The organism is Thiomonas sp. OC7 (assembly GCF_900634595.1).
GTDB lineage: Bacteria > Pseudomonadota > Gammaproteobacteria > Burkholderiales > Burkholderiaceae_C > Thiomonas > Thiomonas arsenitoxydans.
This window is the reverse complement of the sequence record NZ_LR131953.1, coordinates 3,460,578-3,480,041: the sequence shown is the minus strand read 5'-3', so window position 1 is coordinate 3,480,041 and position 19,464 is coordinate 3,460,578. Positions and strand designations below refer to the sequence as shown.

The 19,464-nt window shown below is 61.7% G+C and carries 18 protein-coding genes; 12 read left to right on the top strand and 6 right to left on the bottom strand.

The window, feature by feature from the left end:
* Nucleotides 1-231: 231 nt before the first annotated feature.
* The 11 genes from BIO17B3_RS16695 (at nt 232) to BIO17B3_RS16645 (ending at nt 12,815) form a co-directional block, all read left to right on the top strand.
* The gene (locus BIO17B3_RS16695) at nt 232-855 is read left to right on the top strand and encodes a hypothetical protein (RefSeq protein ID WP_156054867.1); all 624 of its coding nucleotides are present in this window, start codon (nt 232-234) and stop codon (nt 853-855) included.
* Nucleotides 856-929: 74 nt separating this feature from the next.
* Nucleotides 930-1,688 (top strand): hypothetical protein, encoded by a 759-nt coding sequence (locus BIO17B3_RS16690; protein ID WP_156054866.1) that lies wholly within the window; start codon nt 930-932, stop codon nt 1,686-1,688.
* The gene (locus BIO17B3_RS16685) at nt 1,688-2,221 is read left to right on the top strand and encodes a hypothetical protein (RefSeq protein WP_156054865.1); all 534 of its coding nucleotides are present in this window, start codon (nt 1,688-1,690) and stop codon (nt 2,219-2,221) included. The genes BIO17B3_RS16690 and BIO17B3_RS16685 overlap by 1 nt, the downstream gene beginning before the upstream one ends.
* Nucleotides 2,199-3,422, top strand: a complete 1,224-nt coding sequence (locus BIO17B3_RS16680; RefSeq protein ID WP_197737910.1) for a conjugal transfer protein TraB — start codon at nt 2,199-2,201, stop codon at nt 3,420-3,422. Before BIO17B3_RS16685 ends, BIO17B3_RS16680 begins: the two co-directional genes overlap by 23 nt.
* 208 nt (nt 3,423-3,630) lie before the next feature.
* The gene (locus BIO17B3_RS16675) at nt 3,631-6,444 is read left to right on the top strand and encodes a DNA methyltransferase (protein ID WP_156054864.1); all 2,814 of its coding nucleotides are present in this window, start codon (nt 3,631-3,633) and stop codon (nt 6,442-6,444) included.
* A 71-nt stretch (nt 6,445-6,515) separates the two neighbouring features.
* Nucleotides 6,516-6,728 (top strand): AbrB/MazE/SpoVT family DNA-binding domain-containing protein, encoded by a 213-nt coding sequence (locus BIO17B3_RS16670; RefSeq protein ID WP_156054863.1) that lies wholly within the window; start codon nt 6,516-6,518, stop codon nt 6,726-6,728.
* The gene (locus tag BIO17B3_RS16665) at nt 6,728-7,126 is read left to right on the top strand and encodes a type II toxin-antitoxin system VapC family toxin (RefSeq protein ID WP_156054862.1); all 399 of its coding nucleotides are present in this window, start codon (nt 6,728-6,730) and stop codon (nt 7,124-7,126) included. Before BIO17B3_RS16670 ends, BIO17B3_RS16665 begins: the two co-directional genes overlap by 1 nt.
* Nucleotides 7,127-9,205 carry a DEAD/DEAH box helicase gene (locus BIO17B3_RS16660; RefSeq protein ID WP_156054861.1) on the top strand — a complete coding sequence of 693 codons (2,079 nt, stop codon included), beginning with the start codon at nt 7,127-7,129 and terminating at the stop codon, nt 9,203-9,205.
* Nucleotides 9,198-10,382 carry a GIY-YIG nuclease family protein gene (locus tag BIO17B3_RS16655; protein ID WP_156054860.1) on the top strand — a complete coding sequence of 395 codons (1,185 nt, stop codon included), beginning with the start codon at nt 9,198-9,200 and terminating at the stop codon, nt 10,380-10,382. Before BIO17B3_RS16660 ends, BIO17B3_RS16655 begins: the two co-directional genes overlap by 8 nt.
* A gap of 422 nt (nt 10,383-10,804) precedes the next feature.
* Nucleotides 10,805-11,218: a GFA family protein gene (locus BIO17B3_RS16650; RefSeq protein WP_156054859.1), complete on the top strand. Its 414-nt coding sequence runs from the start codon at nt 10,805-10,807 to the stop codon at nt 11,216-11,218.
* 127 nt (nt 11,219-11,345) lie between these two features.
* Nucleotides 11,346-12,815: an ATP-dependent endonuclease gene (locus BIO17B3_RS16645; RefSeq protein WP_156054858.1), complete on the top strand. Its 1,470-nt coding sequence runs from the start codon at nt 11,346-11,348 to the stop codon at nt 12,813-12,815.
* Between the two features lie 119 nt (nt 12,816-12,934).
* Here the strand turns inward: BIO17B3_RS16645 and BIO17B3_RS16640 are convergent, their stop codons facing one another.
* The gene (locus tag BIO17B3_RS16640) at nt 12,935-15,091 is read right to left on the bottom strand and encodes a DNA topoisomerase 3 (RefSeq protein WP_156054857.1); all 2,157 of its coding nucleotides are present in this window, start codon (nt 15,089-15,091) and stop codon (nt 12,935-12,937) included.
* Nucleotides 15,092-15,223: 132 nt separating this feature from the next.
* On the opposite strand from BIO17B3_RS16640, the gene BIO17B3_RS16635 reads away from it, so the two are divergent.
* Nucleotides 15,224-15,790: a lytic transglycosylase domain-containing protein gene (locus tag BIO17B3_RS16635; RefSeq protein ID WP_156054856.1), complete on the top strand. Its 567-nt coding sequence runs from the start codon at nt 15,224-15,226 to the stop codon at nt 15,788-15,790.
* A gap of 2 nt (nt 15,791-15,792) precedes the next feature.
* Here the strand turns inward: BIO17B3_RS16635 and BIO17B3_RS16630 are convergent, their stop codons facing one another.
* From BIO17B3_RS16630 to BIO17B3_RS16610, 5 genes are read right to left on the bottom strand one after another with little or no spacing between them, the layout of a single operon-like run.
* Nucleotides 15,793-16,359, bottom strand: coding sequence for a hypothetical protein (locus BIO17B3_RS16630; protein WP_156054855.1), 567 nt, complete (start codon nt 16,357-16,359; stop codon nt 15,793-15,795).
* Nucleotides 16,349-16,576, bottom strand: coding sequence for a hypothetical protein (locus tag BIO17B3_RS16625; RefSeq protein WP_156054854.1), 228 nt, complete (start codon nt 16,574-16,576; stop codon nt 16,349-16,351). The genes BIO17B3_RS16630 and BIO17B3_RS16625 overlap by 11 nt, the downstream gene beginning before the upstream one ends.
* A gap of 8 nt (nt 16,577-16,584) precedes the next feature.
* The gene (locus tag BIO17B3_RS16620; RefSeq protein WP_156054853.1) at nt 16,585-17,148 is read right to left on the bottom strand and encodes a hypothetical protein; all 564 of its coding nucleotides are present in this window, start codon (nt 17,146-17,148) and stop codon (nt 16,585-16,587) included.
* Nucleotides 17,141-18,076: a ParB N-terminal domain-containing protein gene (locus BIO17B3_RS16615; protein ID WP_156054852.1), complete on the bottom strand. Its 936-nt coding sequence runs from the start codon at nt 18,074-18,076 to the stop codon at nt 17,141-17,143. Before BIO17B3_RS16615 ends, BIO17B3_RS16620 begins: the two co-directional genes overlap by 8 nt.
* 35 nt (nt 18,077-18,111) lie before the next feature.
* Nucleotides 18,112-19,341 (bottom strand): DUF1376 domain-containing protein, encoded by a 1,230-nt coding sequence (locus tag BIO17B3_RS16610; RefSeq protein WP_232054323.1) that lies wholly within the window; start codon nt 19,339-19,341, stop codon nt 18,112-18,114.
* Between the last annotated feature and the right edge of the window lie 123 nt (nt 19,342-19,464).

Sequence of the window (19,464 nt, the reverse complement as noted above, 5' to 3'; positions counted from 1 at the left end):
TAATGTTTCGTGGGACATTTCGGACGCCGCTGGACGCGGCATGCCGACGCCTGGCGGCGCCATGTCACACGAAACGCTTGGTCAGGGCTGCGCCCCGACACCCTCTTGGACAACTCCCGCCGCAGCGCGGACGCCGATGACGGTTCTCCGCGGTTCCCTTGTCGCACCCTGGCCCCGTCTCGCAGAGTCCGGGTAGGGCGCCGATGAAAGGCGCGCACAAAAGGACTCACGATGATGCAAAACGAGGACAGGCCAGACGCGCCTGACGACGCTGATGCATTCGACCGCGACACGGCCCTACGGCAACTGGAGCAGACGCAAGCCGAATTGAGGGAAATCGCACGGCGGAAGCGACAGACCGCACAGGCGCGTGCCCGTGCCGAAGAAGCCAGCAACCCACGGCAGTTCGCGCTCAATAGTCTGATGGCGATCGAGGATGAACTGTTTGCCCTGTTCGACAGCGACGAGAAGCCCGCCGAGATTCTGGCTTACCTGAAGAAGTGCATGCCGAGCATCCCGCCGGACGACCTGCGACATGCTCTGGACGCGGTTCGGAAACGACGGGGACGGTTTGACCTGCGTGCACCGTCGGTTGCGCCTGCGACACCCAAAGCCAAACCGGCACAGGCAAGCCCCCCATCGGCCCCTCCCACAAACAAGCGACCCGCCTTGAAAACACCGCCCGCAGCAAGCACCCCGTCGGCCGCACCCGGACTGGAAGGTCTGGAGCTGCCACCCTGGGCGGACGGCTCTGACCGCCTGCCGGAGGAATCCGAGGCGGACTACATCCTGCGCAAGAACATTGAAGGTCCGCCCGAGGCGCGGCGCAAGTTCATCGGCGAGCACAACGCCTGATTCCCCGGCTGCCGCCGGACGCCGCCGGGGCGCTGCCCGGTCTTTTTTCGATCCTTACAGAAAGGTTTTCCATCATGCTCAAGACGTTCATCATCGACGGCGACAAAGGCGGCGTAGGCAAGAGCCTGGCCGCCCGCGCCCTGGTTCATCACTTCTTGTCCCAAGAGGAGGAGCAGCGTCCCCGTCTGGTGGTCTATGACGCCGATCTCTCCAACCCGGACGTGTGCGGCGAAGGCGGTCTGCGACCTGGGGGCGGCATCGTCGGCACGGCGCTGCTCGATCTTTCCACCGAGAGCGGCTGGATCGATCTGGGCACGAAGCTGGCCATGCTCAGCGCTGCCGCCCAGACTGCGGAATACCGCATCATCATCAATATGCCGGCGCAGATCGGTACACGGGCGTTCGACGGGTCGATCCACATCGTGAGTGAGGTGCTGCGCGAGGCCAATGCGATTCCGGTCTGGCTGTTCAGCCGCACGCAAGAGAGCATCCGGGCGCTCAATTACCGCCTGCGCCAAATGCCTGCGCGCTATGAGGCGGGGATTGTGGTGAAGAACCTGTTCTTCGGCTCGGCGGACAAGTTCTTACTCTGGCAGTCGGATGAACTGCGGCAGCGTCTGGTGGACGAAGGCGCCTGGCTCGAAGCTGAACTGCCGGAGATGAACGATCAGCTCGCCGTGATGATCGGGCGCCGCCCGTTCCATGACGTGCTGGCGACCGGGATTGACGGTCGGCCGCTTCCTTATGGCTATCGCCTGGCGCTGCAGTCCTGGCTCAAACGAGCGGGCGCCGCGCTGGAGCCGATCGAGGCCATCGAGGCGGGGGTGGTGTGATGGCCTACAGCAATTCGGAACAGGTGTTCATGGATGTGCTTGGGCGACTGCCCGCCGAGGACGAGTGGAAGGAGATTCGTTCCCTGCTTGGCATCCTGCAGCGTGCGGGGTTTTCCGTAGATGACCCGAGCAATGCGCCGCACGTCACGCTGTTTGCCTGGGGCTGGGCGCGCAGCACGCCTAGAGCAGATGTGCTGGCGGCGGTGAAGGCGGCGGTGATGGAGTTGGGCACGGCCGGCACGCCGTCGCCGGATTTGACGCCGGTGTTGAGTGCGGCGCAGGGTTTGCAGATCGCTGCGGCGCGCCCGGTCACTGTGAAAATCGATGAGGGGATAGTCAGCGAGGCGGTAGCGCGTGCCTTGCGTGAGCCGATTTCACTGGCGTCGATGGCGATCCTGGGCGTCGTCATCGCGGTCGCTTTTTTTGTCGGTTCCTGGTGGGGCAACCGCCAGTTGGCACCCACGGTTCAGATGCAGCAGCAGATGATTCAGAAGCTGACGGCTCCTGACCATGCGTCGCGTTCTGGCAAGTGAATGGCCCATCCCCGTCGCGGCTGTTGCCGGCAGCGCCTGGCTGTCGGGCGGTTCCAGCCTCCTTGGGCCGCTTGCATCGCTCGGGCTTCCCTTGCTCATAGCAGGCCGCGGCACGGCGCGGCGACGGTTCTGCGTTGCGCTGGCCTATTACGCGGTGGGCTGCTGGCCCATCGTTTCGGCGGTGTTGGGCTACTGGGGGGAACATTACGCCGTGATGGCTTGGGCGGCATGGGCAGCATCAGCCGCGGCGTTGTCTTTGCCGTGGGCTCTGCCACCTGGACGCGGCGGGTTGCTTGCCGCGCTGCTGCTCACGGCCCTGCCACCGCTGGGCGTGATCGGCTGGCTCTCCCCGATGAATGCAGCGGGTGTGCTGTTCCCTGGTGGCGGATGGGTGGGGGTGATCGGCCTGCTGCTGCTCGTCGTACTCTGGCCTGCGGCAGTGAATGGCCTTGCGGGCGCGCGGATCGCCATCGTGGGTGTGTTGGCAGGCAGTATCGTCATGAATCTGCTGGCCGTGGTTTCCCCGCCCGCACTCATGCCCCAAAACTGGGTCGGCGTGCAGACGCATCTGCGCCCAGGAGATGGAAATATCCTCGCGTCGATTCAGAACAGCCAGCGCATCATCGAAGCAGGGCTACGGCAAGGCGTCGGCGCGCGGGTCGTGGTGTTTCCCGAGGCGGTTCTGCCGGACTGGTACGACGGCACCAGGTCGCAGTTCGCCGCGGCGGTGCCGCCCGGGCAGGTCTGGCTGCTCGGCGTGCAGACGAATGGGCGCGATGCCGTGGTGCGGGTCAAACAAGGAGACGCCGATCCGGTTCCCGTGGCACAGGCTGCTGGCCTGCTGCTGGGCGGCGACTGGCAGCTCTGGAACCCACACACCTTGCGTCCTGCCTGGTGGCAGCGCGTGTTTGCGCTTGACGGGCAACGCGTATGGGCCGCGATTTGCGTGGAGCAGGTACAGCCTTGGACGTGGCTTGAGGCCCTGTGGCAGCGCCCTACGGTGATTTTGGCGCAATCCAATGCGTGGTGGGCTGCGCCAGGGAGCGCAGCACCCGGCATTCAGGATGCGAGCACGCGGGCTTGGGCGCGGTTGATGGGGGTGAAAGTGGTGACGGCGGTGAATCGGATTGCCTCGATTGATGTCGTTGGGCGAGCGAAGCCCACCCCACCCTGCCGCGCCCAACGCTTTACAACATTCTGAAGTCAGAGCATCGGACCTCCTGAGCGCAGCTCGATCCCTAGAATAGGCGCAACATTTTTGTGTCATGCCGAGTGGGAAATCATTCCCTGTCGACGGCGGAGGGCTCCGCGTTTTTCGGACAAGGCTTTGCAGGCGACCCGCATTGCTGCGTCGGACAGTGAGCCTCAGTCAGACGCGAGCAGGAAAAGTCACTTAGGCAAGATGCCGCATGAACGCCGTAGAAATCGAACAAGCCATCACCGACCTCGCGGAGCAGCCCTTCGACCGCGCAGAGTTCCCCTACGCCTTCCTTGAAGCCTTCGGCAACAAGGCGACGACCCTCAAGCGCCTGCGCGCGGGGGCGTCGAACAAGTCCGATCTGGGCGGCGTCCTCCAGACCAGCAACATCCACATCCTGACCTGCGACGCTGGGCGGGTGACGCAGACGCTGGCCGCGCTCAAGGCCAGCCCGGCGACCGCCCGGGCCAAAGCGAAGTTCATCCTCGCCACCGACGGCGCGGACTTCGAGGCCGAAGACCTGACCAGCGGCGAGACCATCGCCTGTGCCTTCAAGGACTTTCCCGACCACTTCGGCTTCTTCCTGCCACTGGCGGGCATCAGCACCGTCCGCCAGATCAGCGAGAACGCCTTCGACATCCGGGCGACCAGCCGCCTCAATCGCCTCTACCTCGAACTGCTGAAAGACAACCCCGATTGGGGTAAGGCTGAACGCCGCCACGACATGAATCACTTCATGGCACGGCTGATCTTCTGCTTCTTTGCCGAGGACACCGACATCTTCGGCGGCAAAGGCAAGTTCACCGACACCATCGCGCAGATGAGCGCGCGCGATTCGTCTAACACGCACGAGGTCATCAGCACGCTGTTCCGTGCCATGAACACCCCGCGGGAGGAACGGGCAGCGGCCCATCTTCCCCGCTGGGCCGACAGCGACGACTTCCCCTATGTCAACGGCGGTCTGTTCTCCGGCAGCATGGATGTGCCGAAGTTCAGCAAGATCGCCCGCTCCTACCTGCTGCATGTTGGTGGCCTCGACTGGACCAAGATCAACCCGGACATCTTCGGCTCGATGATCCAAGCCGTTGCCGAGGACGAGGAGCGCGGCGAACTGGGGATGCACTACACCAGCGTCCCCAACATCCTCAAAGTGCTGAATCCGCTGTTCCTCGACGACCTGCGGGCGAAGTTGATTGATGCGGGCGACAACCCGCGCACCTTGCTCAACCTGCGCAAGCGCATCGCCAAGATCCGGGTGTTCGACCCGGCCTGCGGTTCGGGCAATTTCCTGGTCATCGCCTACAAGGAAATGCGCGCCATCGAGGCCGAAATCAACCAGCGGCGCGGCGAGCCGGATCGCGCATCGGACATCCCGGTCACCAACTTTCGCGGCATCGAGCTGCGCGACTTCCCGGCGGAAATCGCCCGCCTTGCGCTGGTCATTGCCGAGTATCAGTGCGATGTGCTGTACCGGGGGCAGAAGCTGGCCCTGGCCGAGTTCCTGCCGCTGCGCAACGAGAACTGGATCACCTGCGGCAACGCGCTGCGGCTCGACTGGCTGAGCATTTGCCCGCCAACTGGCACCGGCGTGAAGGTGCAGGCCGATGACTTGTTCGGCACGCCGCTCGACCAGGCCGAGATCGACTTCGAGAACGAGGGCGGCGAGACGTACATCTGCGGGAATCCGCCATATCTCGGTTTCACGTGGCAGTCAGACGAGCAGAAATCAGACCTGCGGACAATCTTTGAAGGGCGTACGAAGTCTTGGAAATCGCTTGACTACGTCGCAAGCTGGTTCATGAAGGCTGCTGACTACGGCACAAGGACCAGCGCAACTTCTGCCTTTGTTGCCACAAACTCCATCTCGCAGGGTGAGCAGGTCTCGATATTGTGGCCCCTCGTTTTTGCCACAGGACATGAGATTGCCTTCGCCCACACATCCTTCAAGTGGGCTAACTTGGCCAGCCACAATGCTGGTGTGACCGTTGTAATTGTTGGCCTCTCGAATCAACCCAACCGACTGCGCCGCTTGTACTTCGAGGATGAGCATGGTGCTGTCATTGTCAAGGTCGTTGAGCGTATCAATGCCTATCTCACACCCGGTCGCAACATCATTGTCAAGGGGCTGTCGGCGCCTCTCGGTCCACAGTCAAAAATGTACTGGGGCAATAAACCAACTGACGGTGGCAACTTGATTCTCGAAAGGTCAGAAGCCGCGTCTCTTATCCGCGAGTATCCGGCTGCGCGGAAGTTCATCAAGACCTTTCTGGGATCCAAGGAGATGATTCAGGGCCTGTATCGCTATTGCCTCTGGATAGATGACGACGGCCGAGATGAGGCGTTGCTCATTCCGCCTATCGCGGCTCGCTTAGTGCAGGTGGCAGCATTTCGCGCCTCAAGCAAGGCAGCAGAAACACGCCCCGCTGCGGCATTTCCACATCGCTTCAGGCAGATTCAAGCTATTGCCTCGACCCATGCGATCGCACTGCCAGCCGTGTCTTCGGAAAATCGAGCCTACTTTACCGTCGGTCTCACTGACGCACAGACCATACATTCCAATCGCAATTTTGCGATCTACGACGCACCTCTGTGGAATTTCGCCATCGCGTCGTCTCGGATGCATCTTGCATGGCTCTCAGCGGTGTGCGCGCGCTTTGAATTGCGCTACTCGTACTCCAACACAATTGGTTGGAATGCCTTTCCACTTCCGGAGTTGTCCGAGAAAAACAAGGCCGATCTCACCCGCTGCGCCGAGGACATCCTGCTGGCGCGGGAGCATCACTTCCCGGCGACCATTGCCGACCTCTACGACCCCGAAACCATGCCCGCCGATCTGCGCGCGGCGCATGAGCGCAACGACGAAGTGCTGGAGCGCATCTACATCGGCCGTCGCTTCAAGAACGACACCGAGCGGCTGGAAAAACTGTTCGACCTCTACACCAAGATGACCGCTGCGGCGGCGCCGGGCAAGGGCAGCAAGCGCAAGGCGGACGCGAAACCCACAGAGTCAACACTTGGTCTGTGATTTGTCTGGCAGCCCGGGCTGGGCTCAGGTATTCTTACCAAATCCGCATCGATTCCACAGGAGTGCGAACCATGACCGCGACAGCCACCTTGTCGAGCAAATTCCAGATTTCCATCCCCAAGGCCGTGCGCGAAGAGCAGCACTGGGAGGCCGGGCAGGAGTTCGTGTTCATTCCCAAGGGCAAGGGCGTGCTGGTCGTGCCGGTGCCCGAGCGGGCGGAGTTGGTCGGCATTGCCAAGGGCGCTGCGACCACCGACTTTCGTGATCGCGAGGATCGCTACTGATGGCGGCAACGCCGTGTGTGGTCGATACCTCGGCATGGATCGAATGGCTCGCCGATACCGCGCTGGGCAGGCGGCTGGGAAAGGAGTTTCCAGATCGGCAGCAGTGCATCGTGCCGACCATCGTGCAGCTCGAACTGTCGAAGTGGCTGGTGCGTGAAGTCGGCGAGGAGCAGGCCGACCAGGTGATCGCCTATACGCAGAAATGCGTCGTTGTGCCGCTGGACACCGTGATCGCGCTGCTCGCGGCCGATCTGCACCGCGAATACAAACTGGCCACGGCCGATGCCATTGTGTATGCGACGGCGCGGAGGCAGAGCGCGACCCTGATCACCTGCGATGCGCATTTCGATGGGCTACCCGGCGTGACGCTGTTCGCCAAGACCGATGAGAAAAATTGAATGAACCTGGGAAAATCCGTCCCCTCCGTCTCCGTCACCTACGCCCGCAGCGGCGTATCGACCAAAGCCAATGCGCTGGGGATGCGCCCGATGCAGGAGCGGGCGTATGAGAAGCGGGGCGAGCAATACCTGCTCATCAAGTCGCCGCCCGCATCGGGCAAAAGCCGCGCGCTGATGTTCATCGCGCTCGACAAACTGGCGAATCAGGGCATCAAGCAGGCCATCATCGTCGTGCCAGAAAAGGCCATCGGCGCTAGCTTCAACGACGAGCCGTTGTCGAAGTACGGCTTCTGGGCTGACTGGCAGGTCGAGCCCAAGTGGAACCTGTGCAACGCGCCGGGCAACGATAACGGCGGCAAGGTCAAGGCGCTGGGCGCGTTCCTCGAAAGTGGCGACAAGGTGCTGGTCTGCACCCATGCCACTTTCCGCTTCGCGGTCGATGCCTACGGCGTGGAGGCATTCGACGACCGCCTGATCGCGATCGATGAGTTCCACCATGTCTCAAGCAACCCGGACAACAAGCTCGGTCTGCACCTCGGGCAGTTCTTCGCGCGGGGCAAGACGCACATCGTCGCCATGACCGGCTCCTACTTCCGGGGCGACGCCGAAGCCGTGCTGGCCCCGCAGGACGAGTCGAAGTTTGAGACTGTCACCTACACCTACTACGAACAGCTCAACGGCTACGAGCACTTGAAGCAGCTCGACATCGGCTACTTCTTCTACAGCGGGCCTTATGTCGATGACATCCTCAAGGTGCTCGACCCGGCAGAGAAGACCATCATCCACATCCCCAATGTCAATTCGCGCGAGAGCACGAAGGACAAAATGCGCGAGGTGGAGCACATCATCGAGGCGCTGGGGGAATGGCAAGGCATCGACCCGGCGACCGGCTTCCAGCTTGTCAAGCGGCCCCCAGGTGGTGCAGACGCGGGCCGCGTGCTGCGGATCGCCGATCTGGTCGATGACGATGCCAGCAAGCGCGACCGCGTGTCGGCCGCGCTCAAAGACCCGGCGCAGAAGGACAACCGGGACTATGTGGACATCATCATCGCGCTGGGCATGGCGAAGGAAGGCTTCGACTGGATTTGGTGCGAACATGCGCTGACCGTCGGTTACCGCGCCAGCCTGACCGAGATCGTGCAGATCATCGGCCGAGCCACCCGCGACGCGCCCGGCAAAACCCGCGCACGGTTCACCAACCTGATCGCCGAGCCGGATGCCGCCGAGGAAGCGGTGACCGAGGCCGTCAACGATACTTTGAAGGCCATTGCGGCCAGCCTGCTGATGGAGCAGGTGCTTGCGCCGCGCTTCGAGTTCAGGCCCAAGCATCCTGAAAGCGGCCCGACGCCGGGTTTTGACTACGGCGAGACTGGCTACGACCCCAGCCGCTGCAATGTCGGTGTCAATGAGCAGACTGGGGCGTACCAAATCGAGATCAAGGGGCTCGCGGAGCCCAAGAGCAAGGAGGCGGCGCGTATCTGTCAGGAAGACCTGAACGAAGTCATCGCGGCCTTCGTGCAGGACAAGCCCAGCCTCGAGCGCGGCCTGTTTGATGAGGAACTGGTGCCCGAGGAGCTGACGCAGGTTCGCATGGGCAAGATCATCAAGGACAAGTATCCCGAGCTGGACACGGAAGATCAGGAAGCCGTGCGCCAGCACGCCATTGCGGCGCTGAACCTCACGCAACAGGCCAAGCGGCTGGTCACCGAAGGCCAAAGCGAGGGAGGCAGCGACGGGGCGCCCAATACTGCCCTGCTCGACGGCGTGCGCCGCTTTGCCATGGACGTGCGCGAATTGGACATCGACCTGATCGACCGCATCAATCCCTTCGGCGAAGCCTATGCCATCCTCGCCAAGTCCATGAGCGAGGACAGCTTGAAGCAGGTCGCGGCAGCCATCTCGGCCAAGCGCACCTCAATCACACCTGACGAGGCCAAAGTGATCGCCAAGCGCGCGGTTGATTTCAAACGCGAGCGTGGGCGTGCTCCATCGGTGACCTCACAGGATGCCTGGGAAAAGCACCTTGCCGAAGGCGCGGCCGCGTTCATGCGCTTCAGAGCGGAAGGGCGCTATGAGTAGCTCCGACCTTGATGACCTAGCGGCGGAGCTTGCCGAGTTCGCTCCGCCTGAGAAGAAGGGCGGACGACCGGCCAGCGAGGAGCGCGTCATCGCGGGTTTCGAGGACATTCAACGCTTCACAGAAAAGCACGGGCGTGCGCCGCAGCACGGTGAAGACCGCGACATCTTCGAGCGCCTGTACGCCGTGCGCCTGGACCGCCTGCGCGCGCTCCCGGACTGCCGCGCCTTGCTGGAACCGCTGGATCATCAGGGTTTGCTTGCGGGGGCGCCTACCGTTGCCGCATCGGCGGACGAAACTATCGACATCGACGACCTGGCTGCCGAACTAGCGGATGTTGCCGGCGCGGACGACATCACGGTCTTGCGCCATGTCCGCACCAGTGCCGACAAGCGCGCCGCCGAGGAGATCGCGGATCGCAAGCCGTGCGAGGACTTTGAGACGTTCAAACCGTTGTTCGAGCGCGTAGCGACGGAAATCAAGACGGGCCTGCGCCAGTCCCAGCCCATCGAGGCGGGTCGCCGTGCGATCGAGGCGGGGGATTTTTTCGTGCTCGATGGCCTCACGCTTTTTGTGGCCGAGGTCGGCGAACCGCTGAAAACCACCGCCGGAGAAGTCGACCGTCGCCTGCGCGTCATCTTCTCCAACGGTACTGAAAGCAATCTGCTGCTGCGCTCGCTCCAGCGCGCGTTCTACGACGACCCCGCCGCACGGCGGCTGACCTCACCCGAGAGTGGGCAACTTGCCTTCGGCGGCGATTTTGAGGCCGACGATGTCGAAAGCGGCACGATCTACGTCCTGCGCTCCTTGTCTAATCATCCCTATGTCGCGCAGCACCGTGACCTCATCCACAAGATCGGCGTGACCGGTGGCAAGGTGGAGACGCGCATCGCCAATGCCGAGAACGAAGCGACCTTTCTGCTGGCCAAGGTCGAAGTGGTGGCGACCTACAAGCTCGCGGGCATCAACCGCACCCGGATGGAGAACCTGTTCCACAGGCTGTTTGCACCCGCGCGGTTGAATATCACCATCAACGACCGCTTCGGCCACCCCGTGCAGCCCGAGGAATGGTTTCTCGTGCCGCTGTTCGTGATCGACGAGGCAGTGGCTCGCATCAAGGATGGCAGCATCACCAATTACGTCTACGATCCAGGTGCCGCGAAGTTGGTGGAGCCATAGCAGCCTGCGCATGAGGCCGCATGGGAGGGCTTATGCAGACCGAAGCTCGATGTGCAGGCCATGCGCGAATCAACGCTGCATAGCACGCTGCAAGCCCACTTGACGCTATCCTCGATTTCAGAAACAGCCAGAAGATGACCGAAGCCTCACATGAGGGTGTTTTTGAGCAACAGAGCCGCCAGCACTGTGTCAATTGTCTTCCCCAGCAGCCATATTGCAGACCTGGAGCGCAGTGGATATCCATCGCGCGAGGTTTGTGGAATCTCTTATAACAGTGTTTTTAACCATCTAGACCGCCAGCAATCCATTCCACAAGCCGCATGGGGGGCATTCTTTGGGCAGAATATCACGAACCGTCCAGATCATCCGGAATAATGCGCAGCATACATTACGTTGCGTCAATCCTCAGTTAGGAATCATTTATGAGTTCAAAGTATTCTGGGCAGTGTCTTTGTGGGAAAATCAGCTACTCAGTGGACGTTGAGCCAGTATTTATGGGTAATTGTCACTGCAAAGACTGCCAAAGATCATCAGGCGGCGCATTCATTCCGGCAATGATTTTCCCTAAACAAGATGTCGCTGTTTCCGGAGATGTAAAATATTTCGATTATCAGGCAGATGGCGGTAATATGCACAAAAGAGGTTTCTGCCCTAATTGTGGCTCTCAATTGTTCTCTCGGTTCAGTAATATACCAGAAATGCTGGGTATAAAGGCTGGAACTTTGAATGACGCATCAAGCTATGTTCCAGAGTTGGATTTCTATGTGGGCAGTGCCGCACCTTGGGACTTCATGAACCCAGCACTACCTAAAAAGCAAGCGGCAGCACAAAGCTGATGGCAATGCATAGCAATTCATTCTAGCGGATCGTTAAAATTCTGCACTTTTTCCCGCCCGCCGAATTCAGACGTTAGGGTTCAGTGAGCCACCGGTTCCGCGTTCCACCATTCTTCGGGAAACACCAATGACAATGAGCGAGATTCGCGAGTCGACGAAGGCCCAATTGCTGGACAAAGTTCGACGACACGACTATGGACAGTATCTTTTCAAGGCCAGCATCGCGAAGATACGCGGCTTCACTGGTGAGGACATTACCTTCGATTTCCCCGTTACGGCTCTCATCGGACCAAACGGCAGCGGCAAGTCCTCGGTGTTAGGCGTTGCAGGCTGTGCGTACAAACCGATCAAGCCGGGGATGTTCTTTCCAAAGAGCACGGTCGGAGACGAATCAATGTCCGGTTGGCGAGTCGAGTACGAACTCATCGACAAGGTGCTCAATGCGCGCCAGCTGGTCAAGCGAACATCAAACTTTAGACAAGCAAAATGGGTTCGCTCCGATGTCGCCGATCGACAGGTCCTGTTCTTTGGCATCGAGCGAACCGTTCCGGCGGGCGAAAAGACTCGCTACAAGAAGTTGATGCGATCCACTTACGTTCATAGCCCGCCACTGGAGCCGCTTGACCCGACAGTTGCAACGCAGGTGGAGCACATTCTCGGAAAGTCGGTAGCTGACTACCGAGTAACAAGATACGGAACTGACGACAAATTTCTAGTCGGTCGCGCATGTGTCAATCAGTTTTCAGAGTTCCACTTTGGCGCCGGCGAGTCGTCAATCATCCGGATGATCTCCACAATTGAGCAAGCACCACAAAACAGCTTGATTCTCATTGAAGAGATCGAGAACGGGCTGCATCCAATCGCAACACGTCGGATGGTCGAGTACTTGATCGACGTGGCAGCAAGAAAGTCAATTCAAACGATCTTCACTACCCATAGCGACTACGCGCTTTCGCCCTTACCAAATGAGGCAATTTGGGCAAGCATTGCCGGAAAGCTACGGCAGGGAAAGCTTTCAGTCGAAGCCCTTCGGGCAGTGTCGGGTCGTGTCGACAAGAAGCTTGCAGTCTTTGTGGAAGATGAGTTCGCCAAAACCTGGGTTGACACAATCCTTCGCGAGACACTGGGAGCTGATTACGACCAAGTCGAAGTACACGCTGTGCATGGCGATGGCAATGCTGTCGTAACTCATCGCGGGCACAAGGCCAATCCAGCTGTAACTTTCGAGTCACTCTGCATCATTGACGGCGACTCACAGCAACGCGAGGACGCTGCGGCCGGTGTTCTTCGTTTACCGGGTACACAGCCCGAACTCACAGTCTTTGAAGCCGTCAAGGCACGACTGGATCAAGATCTTGCGATTCTTACGGTATCGTGCCAACGGGCTCCAGAGGCACAGGATCAGGTTTTACGTTCCATAGAAGAAGTCGCTCGAACAAACCGCGATCCACATCTGCTCTTCAACCAAGTTGGAATAAAGATTGGGTTCGTGCCAGAAGCGATTGTTCGAGGCGCATTCTTCGCCCTTTGGGTGAGGTCACACACCGAGTTTTGCAGCGACCTCGCAGCGAAGGCAAAGGTACTGATTGAAACCTAACCCTTCGGTGTTGGGTTGCTGAAGTTGAACCCCCGGATGACTTTTGGCCCTCCGACTATCGCAGTTGTCCAAGAGGCCGCAGGACCTCTTGGATGTGGGCCTGATTCATAGTCTTGATTTTAGGTCTTGTCCGCCCACTTCGTGCCAAGTTTGCTTTCATCCTTGCGGTCGGGCCACCAGGCACCCTTGCATCCGGCGCACCGGTAGTACGCCTTGCCGGTCTTGGTTTCGTTCTTGAACGTCGGCTTCTTGCAGCTCGGGCATTTCGGGCCGGTGGCACCAGCGTCCGATGTCTTCTGCCCGCCCCCACCTGCCGGCCTGTCCTCGAACCGCATTCCCGGCTTGCCGCCATCATCCCGGAATGCCACCTCGCAGTCGAGACAACGGTGGTACGCGCTCCCAGATTTGCTGGTGCGCTGCACGCAGCGTGCACCGCCACAGGCCGGGCAGGCATGTAGGACCAGCTGCGCGTCCGTCAGCTTGCCCTCCAGCAGCGTCCGCGAAAACTCCCGCGTTGCATCCACCTGCGCCTGCATGAACGCGGCCAGCGCTGCACGCCCTGCCGCGATGTCCGCCAGCGCATCCTCCTGCAATGCGGTAGTGCCTGGATCGGCCAGATCAGGCGCCACCTTGCGCAGCATGTCGATCAGCTGCACACCCCGGTCGGTGGGGTGGATTTCCTTCTTGCGGCGCTCGGCGTACTCGCGGGTGATGAGCACCTCGATCATCGACGCCCGCGTCGCCTCGGTGCCCAGTCCTGACGACTCCTTCAGTCGCGCCTTGAGCTTCGGGTCGGTGACCAGCTTGTGCACGCCCGTCATGGCAGCGATGAGCGTGCCATCGGTGTAGGGCTTCGGCGGCGCGGTGCGCTTGGACAGGATCTGTGCGGCCGAGCAGCGCAGAACCTGCCCCTCGGCCAGCATCGGCAGCTTGCCGTTCGCTTCGGCTGATTCGCCCTCCCCTTCGTCCTGCACGCCGAGCTTCGTCCAGCCCGGCTCCAACACGATGCGCGCCGCGGCCTTGAAACGCTCACCGCTTGAGAAGACGAAGATTGCTTCCCGAGCCTCGAATTTCTCGGGCGGCATGAACAGACGGATGTAAGACTCGCGGATCAGATCGAACACGCGTTTGGCATGGGCCGACAGGCTGGCGGCATCCGGGTTTTGTCCAGTCGGGATGAGGCCGTGATGCGCCTCGACCTTGCCGGTGTTCCAGGCCGCATGCTTGCGCTCGGGGTCGAGCCCCGCAACGTTCGAGCCGCCAATGGCTTTCAGAATGCCTGCCGCTGCACCATGCATCTCCATCGGCAGGTAGGGGCAGTCGGTGCGAGGGTAGGTGGCGACCTTGGCCTCATAGAGTTCCTGCGCCGCCGCCAGCGTGTCCTTGGCAGACAGGCCCAGGCGACTGCTGGCCGCCTTCTGCAGGGTGCCGAGGGTGTACGGCAGTGGTGCAGCCCGCTCACCGGTCTTGCGGGTGAATTTTTCCACCGTCGTCTTCTGACCCTGGACAGCCTTGGCGACCGACTCGGCCGCGGCCTTGTCCATGAGCAGGCCATCGATGAGCAAATCCTCAGGGATCTGCCACAGCGCACGGGTGTCGCCATCCAGTGCGGCCTCCACCTGGTAGTGATCGCGCGCCTTGAAGTGGTCGATCTCGCGCTTGCGGTCGACCAGCAGTGCCAGGGTCGGGGTCTGCACCCGGCCGACACTCCATGCGCCCTGCACGCCACAGGCTTGCAGGTTGCGGCTCAAGGCGATGGAGCAGTTCATGCCCATGAGCCAGTCGGCGCGCTGACGCGCCAGGGCGGATTCATAGAGCGGACGCATGGCGTCATTGCTCTTGACGGTGACCAGGGCGCGCTGGACGCTTTCGTCGTCCAGGCTGGACAGCCACAGACGCGACGTCTTGCCTTTCCAGCCCAGGTACAGTAGCACCTCGTCCACCAGAAGCTGCCCCTCGCGATCCGCATCGCCAGCGTTGACCACCTCGGTGGCCTCTTTGAGCAGGTCGCGGATCACCTTGATCTGCTTGCCAGCGCCGCCGTCGCGCGGCGACAGCTTCCAGGCCGTGGGGATGACGGGCAGATGCGACGCCAGCACCTTGCCGCCCGCAACATAGTCTTCGGGCTTGGCCTGCTCCAGCAGGTGGCCGAAGCACCAGGTGACGTGGGTCTTGGCCTGCGGGCAGTCAATGAAGCCGTCGCCGCGCTTGGCCCCACCGATGACACCGGCGATGGCTTGGGCGACTGAGGGTTTTTCGGCAATGATGAGGCGCATATCGTGTCTCCAGGAAGGGGTGAGGGTTCTCTGAAGACTCCGCGGGATGGGGTCATGAGGCGTTTGTCCTACGTCGGCAGAGTCAGGGTGAACCGCCAACATCTGGCGTCGCAACGCTGACCGGAGGCTGCCATGAACGCTATCGTCTTGATGGAGCAATGCGCACCCCAGATCGCGCCAGTGACTCTGGCAGCGATCGTGCAGCAGGAAAGCGGCGGCAATCCGCTGGCCGTGCATGACAACACCAGCGGAAAGAGCTATCGGCCTGCAAGCGTGGCGGAAGCTGCGCGCATCGCGCGCGAGCTGATCGCGCGAGGACACTCAGTAGACATCGGACTGGCGCAGATCAACAGCAGGAATCTGCCCCGGCTGGGGCTGGGCGTCGATCAGGTTCTCGATCCCTGCGCGAATCTGCACGCCGCGCAAACGGTTCTGATGGAGGGGTGGATGCGTTCGGGCGATCTACGCGCCACCTTGTCGGCGTACAACACCGGCCAGCTCCACAGCCCTGTGGGAATGGCTTATGGGGAGAACGTGTTCGGGAAAGCTGGCATTGTCGTGCCAGCCATCCCGGGCGGGCAGATTGCGTCATGGGCCACTGTCGGCGCTGCGCTGCCGCCGGTCCGCCCGGTCATCACTTGGACGCCGCAGGCGAGCCCGCTGGCGCCCAAGGGCGATGGGCTAAAGGCCAGCTGGTGATCTCACCGCTCGTTGCCGTGATCTTTCCGGTGGCGGGTAGGCTGGCTTGCTCGGGGGCGATCTTGGGGAATGGCTCCGGCCTCCGCGATTTCAATGGCTCGTTCAAGAACACGGCGGTCGATCTGATCCTTTTCACGCACAGTCTGTTTGGTCAGCAGCAGCCCTTGCAGGTTGACGGTGTGCACGGGCAGATCGCCGAGCATGACGACTTCGGCATAGGGCAGCAGCGTCTCATAGGTCTGCCCAGCCGCGTTGAACATCACATCAATGGTGATGGCGTCATTCACGCGGATGTTTTCGCCTTCTGAAAACCAGGCCGGATCGATGTCTTTTGCCGCCTGGTCGGGAAGGATCATCAACGCAGAAATGACATTGGCCGCCGCGCTGGGCTCGCCGAGTACCAGAATGTCGATGTCCGTCGTTGAGCGCACGTAACCGTGAGCCGCCAGCGCATAGCCACCGATCAGCAGGTAGGGCGCGTTGCGCTCGTTCAGGGCGCGGATGAGGGTTCGCAGATCGTCGAGTGTCGCAGCCCTGGTCTGCGATTGTGATTCGTCTTCATCCACCATTCCGCTCCACTGCCAGCAGGGCCATGCCGCGGGCAATGCCCTCGGTCATCTGCCTGTCGGCTTCCTCATGGGACAGTCTGAACACTCCTTTGGGAAGGATGATGCGTGTGTGGGCGATGCTGTGAAAGGTATCGTTGAAACGCCCGAACTCCTCCAGCGCTCCGGCTCTGGCGTGCAGGGTGATCGGGTAGGGATTCCGGCGTCCGACAGTTTTCATAAACCGCATTATCCCGCGAGACCTCCGCCCTGCGCCAAGCCGCTGCGTTGCTGACGTACGGCCTGGCGCAAGCGCCCCCTGTTCTTGCCATACAAACGAGCGACTTCGCTGACGGGCCGGTTGCAATGGGTGACCAGGGCGACAGTGGTCGGCAGGCCGTACAAGGATTTGCGGCTGGAAAGTTCGAGATCGTCCCTGATCTGCTCTTCGACCAGACGCTGCGCGTCGGCGATGAGCGCGGCATCCACCCCCGGCGCCTGCAGGGTATCGGGAAGCCTCTGGCAGATAGGTTTGTCGTGGTCACCGTCCACGATCTCATCAAGCGAGGACATCGGCCGCCAACGCTCGATCAGGCCCCACATGCGGCCCATGATGTAGTTCTTGGACGTGCCCAGCAAGGGATTGAAGGCGTCCAGGCCTGCGGCGTGTTCCAGACAAAAGAGATACAGGCTCTGCCGCACATCGTCCATGCTCAGGGTGCTGACGCCCGCAAACATCTGCGCATTCTCATTGAGAAGACGCGTGAAGAGCGCCTCGGCGACCTGTGAAGTCGTTCTCTGTTCTTCATTCATGGCCGGCTCCCTGCCGATGGGTGAGATAGACATCGACTGCTTCCTGCAATATCTCACCCAGCTCGCGGTTGTCTTCGGCCATGATGCGCTGCAGGGCTTGCTTTTGGCCGTGCCGCAGGGTGACGGTGATGGAATCGTCCGGCGTCGCCGGGTTTTCTTTTCGCCAGCCGATGTCCGGCTCAACAGATGCGCAGGCCTGCGCGCAGGTTTGTTCCGCATCACCCTCCGCGGGCGGCGCAGAGGGGGGCGTTTCGGGTGCGGCAGGTGCCAGAAGCCGTTGGCGGCGCGCTTCCTTTTGTCGGGACGCTTGGCGGGCTTCATCGCAACGCGCCACGGTGATGGCGTCGCTAGAGTCCAGCACGACGCGCTGCTCGGCCTGGTCGAGCGTTGCAAAGGACTCCCAGGCAGAAACCGACTGCAACCGCCCCAGGCTGGCCAGTTCACGCGCCAGGGGATTGCGGGAGAAGGACAGCATGCTGTTGACCCAGGCCTCGCGCCGGGCAAGGGCCTTGGCGATGCTTGGCGCTGCCATGCCGGCTTCGATCAGGCGCAGCACCGTGTCAGCCGCATCTTCCAGGCTGTACTCCTGCCGGTGCATGTTCTCGGTGGCACGCAGTACCACGGGCGCCGCGCCGATGGGGGAGTAGATGCGGGCCAGCAGCGTGCACTTGCCCAGCAGGCGTGCGGCGCGCACGCGCCGTTCGCCATAGACCAGCGTCCAGTTCTTGCCGGCAGCGCGAACGCCGATCGGTTGGAGCTGGCCGACGATTTCCAGACTCTTCGCCAGAGCGTCCAGCGCGTCTGGATCGTTTTTGCGCACCGGGAAATCACTGTCGATGCGGAGGGCATCGAGCGGAATGGAGCGCAGTTGCTGCGGGTCGGCGCCAGGGGTGCCGAAGTCCAAAGGAAGGGCTGTAGTGGAGGTCATGACGGTCGCTTGCAGGGTGGATGTGTTGAAAAGGATCAGGCGCTTGCGGCGCGACGGGTGAATTTCTCTTGAAGGGCGGCGAGCTGGGCTCGAATAGTTTCTGGGGCGGGCGGAGTCTCCTTGGGTGGGGTGGACTGCGGCGGCTGGTGGTTGCGGGCTCGCACGGCATCAAGCTGGGCGGCGCGTTTACTGGTGGCCATCCAGTCGGCTCGCACCCTGCTGGCGTCGGCCAGCAGGGTGCCGAGGTCGTGCCCCTTCTTGACGTACCAGTCGTGGTTGCTCTGCAGGTAGTGGACGGCGACAGCCGGGGCCTGCTGGCCGAGGCTGCGGGTGAGGCTGGCGAGCTGGTAGTTCGCTCGGCCGTCACGCAGGGGCGGCGCGTCGTAGCGGGACTGGAAGGCCTGCGCGTAGCTCTGCCAGAGTTGCTCGGCGAGGTGTTTTTCACCAGGGGTCAGCACCGGGTGTTTGCCTTTGACCTTTGCGTCCATCGGCGCCGGGCTGGGTGTCGCCGCGTCCTTTGTCTGAGAGAGGGGGGGCGGCGAAGGCGCGTAAGCGCCTGGAGCCGCAGGCATGGCTTGCAGGATGGGAAGCTGCCGCTGCGGCGCCGTCACGGCGTCACGCGTGACGTCCGTCACGGTCGATACGCCGTGACGCGTCACGTTCTCCATCACGCATTCCCCTTCTTTTTTCGTTTCACTTTTAAAAGAAGGCGTGACGGGCGTCACGTTTTGCGTCACGCTCGCCGTGACGGTTTCCGTGACGGTCGGCGTGACGACGTCACGCGTGACGGGCGCCGTGACGGCACTCTCCGCGTCTGCTGACCCGGCCAGCTTGGCGAGTCGCTGCCGCTCGCGATACCGGCGTGCACGTTCTGCTGGACTGCTGGCTCGCCGGGTCGGGGTGGCATCACTGATGGTGTGCTTGCTCTTCTCCCACGCGTCGTGGGCGAATTCCGCGATCACCGGGTGATACAGGCGGCCATCGGTGCAAAGGAGCCAGCCGCGCAAGGCAACGTCTTTGATTTTGCGCCAGCGGCGCTGCGTATAGCCGCCGGCCAAGTGTGCGAGGACACGATCATCGTTGGGCAGGCTGGCCGCAGGCACTTGCAGCCAGGCCTTGGCGTACAGCGCCATGGCAGCCTTGAACTCTTCGCCTGTGGCCATCGCGAACTGGTCGGAGTCCATCATCCTGCCGACGTCGAGCGGCATGAAGACCATGCCACTGCTGCGCAGATCGCAATCAGGCGGGGTCAGCGGGTCTGCCAAATGGGGCGCGGCATCGGCCTCGTCGCGGCGAAGACAAGCTCCGTCTAGGAGGCTGTCGGACTTTCCAGGCTTACGCCTGATGGATGAATCCGAGACAATGGCGACAGTCCATTGAGGAGTTCC

Excerpts from the sequence above, each read along its gene's own strand:
- BIO17B3_RS16635 (WP_156054856.1), top strand. The coding sequence starts at position 15,224 with ATGAACGCTATCGTCTTGATGGAGCAATGCGCACCCCAGATCGCGCCA.
- BIO17B3_RS16690 (WP_156054866.1), top strand. The coding sequence starts at position 930 with ATGCTCAAGACGTTCATCATCGACGGCGACAAAGGCGGCGTAGGCAAG.
- BIO17B3_RS16625 (WP_156054854.1), bottom strand. The coding sequence starts at position 16,576 with ATGAAAACTGTCGGACGCCGGAATCCCTACCCGATCACCCTGCACGCC.
- BIO17B3_RS16630 (WP_156054855.1), bottom strand. The coding sequence starts at position 16,359 with ATGGTGGATGAAGACGAATCACAATCGCAGACCAGGGCTGCGACACTC.
- BIO17B3_RS16675 (WP_156054864.1), top strand. The coding sequence starts at position 3,631 with ATGAACGCCGTAGAAATCGAACAAGCCATCACCGACCTCGCGGAGCAG.
- BIO17B3_RS16665 (WP_156054862.1), top strand. The coding sequence starts at position 6,728 with ATGGCGGCAACGCCGTGTGTGGTCGATACCTCGGCATGGATCGAATGG.
- BIO17B3_RS16695 (WP_156054867.1), top strand. The coding sequence starts at position 232 with ATGATGCAAAACGAGGACAGGCCAGACGCGCCTGACGACGCTGATGCA.
- BIO17B3_RS16640 (WP_156054857.1), bottom strand. The coding sequence starts at position 15,091 with ATGCGCCTCATCATTGCCGAAAAACCCTCAGTCGCCCAAGCCATCGCC.
- BIO17B3_RS16650 (WP_156054859.1), top strand. The coding sequence starts at position 10,805 with ATGAGTTCAAAGTATTCTGGGCAGTGTCTTTGTGGGAAAATCAGCTAC.
- BIO17B3_RS16620 (WP_156054853.1), bottom strand. The coding sequence starts at position 17,148 with ATGAATGAAGAACAGAGAACGACTTCACAGGTCGCCGAGGCGCTCTTC.
- BIO17B3_RS16680 (WP_197737910.1), top strand. The coding sequence starts at position 2,199 with ATGCGTCGCGTTCTGGCAAGTGAATGGCCCATCCCCGTCGCGGCTGTT.
- BIO17B3_RS16670 (WP_156054863.1), top strand. The coding sequence starts at position 6,516 with ATGACCGCGACAGCCACCTTGTCGAGCAAATTCCAGATTTCCATCCCC.
- BIO17B3_RS16645 (WP_156054858.1), top strand. The coding sequence starts at position 11,346 with ATGACAATGAGCGAGATTCGCGAGTCGACGAAGGCCCAATTGCTGGAC.
- BIO17B3_RS16660 (WP_156054861.1), top strand. The coding sequence starts at position 7,127 with ATGAACCTGGGAAAATCCGTCCCCTCCGTCTCCGTCACCTACGCCCGC.
- BIO17B3_RS16655 (WP_156054860.1), top strand. The coding sequence starts at position 9,198 with ATGAGTAGCTCCGACCTTGATGACCTAGCGGCGGAGCTTGCCGAGTTC.
- BIO17B3_RS16685 (WP_156054865.1), top strand. The coding sequence starts at position 1,688 with ATGGCCTACAGCAATTCGGAACAGGTGTTCATGGATGTGCTTGGGCGA.
- BIO17B3_RS16615 (WP_156054852.1), bottom strand. The coding sequence starts at position 18,076 with ATGACCTCCACTACAGCCCTTCCTTTGGACTTCGGCACCCCTGGCGCC.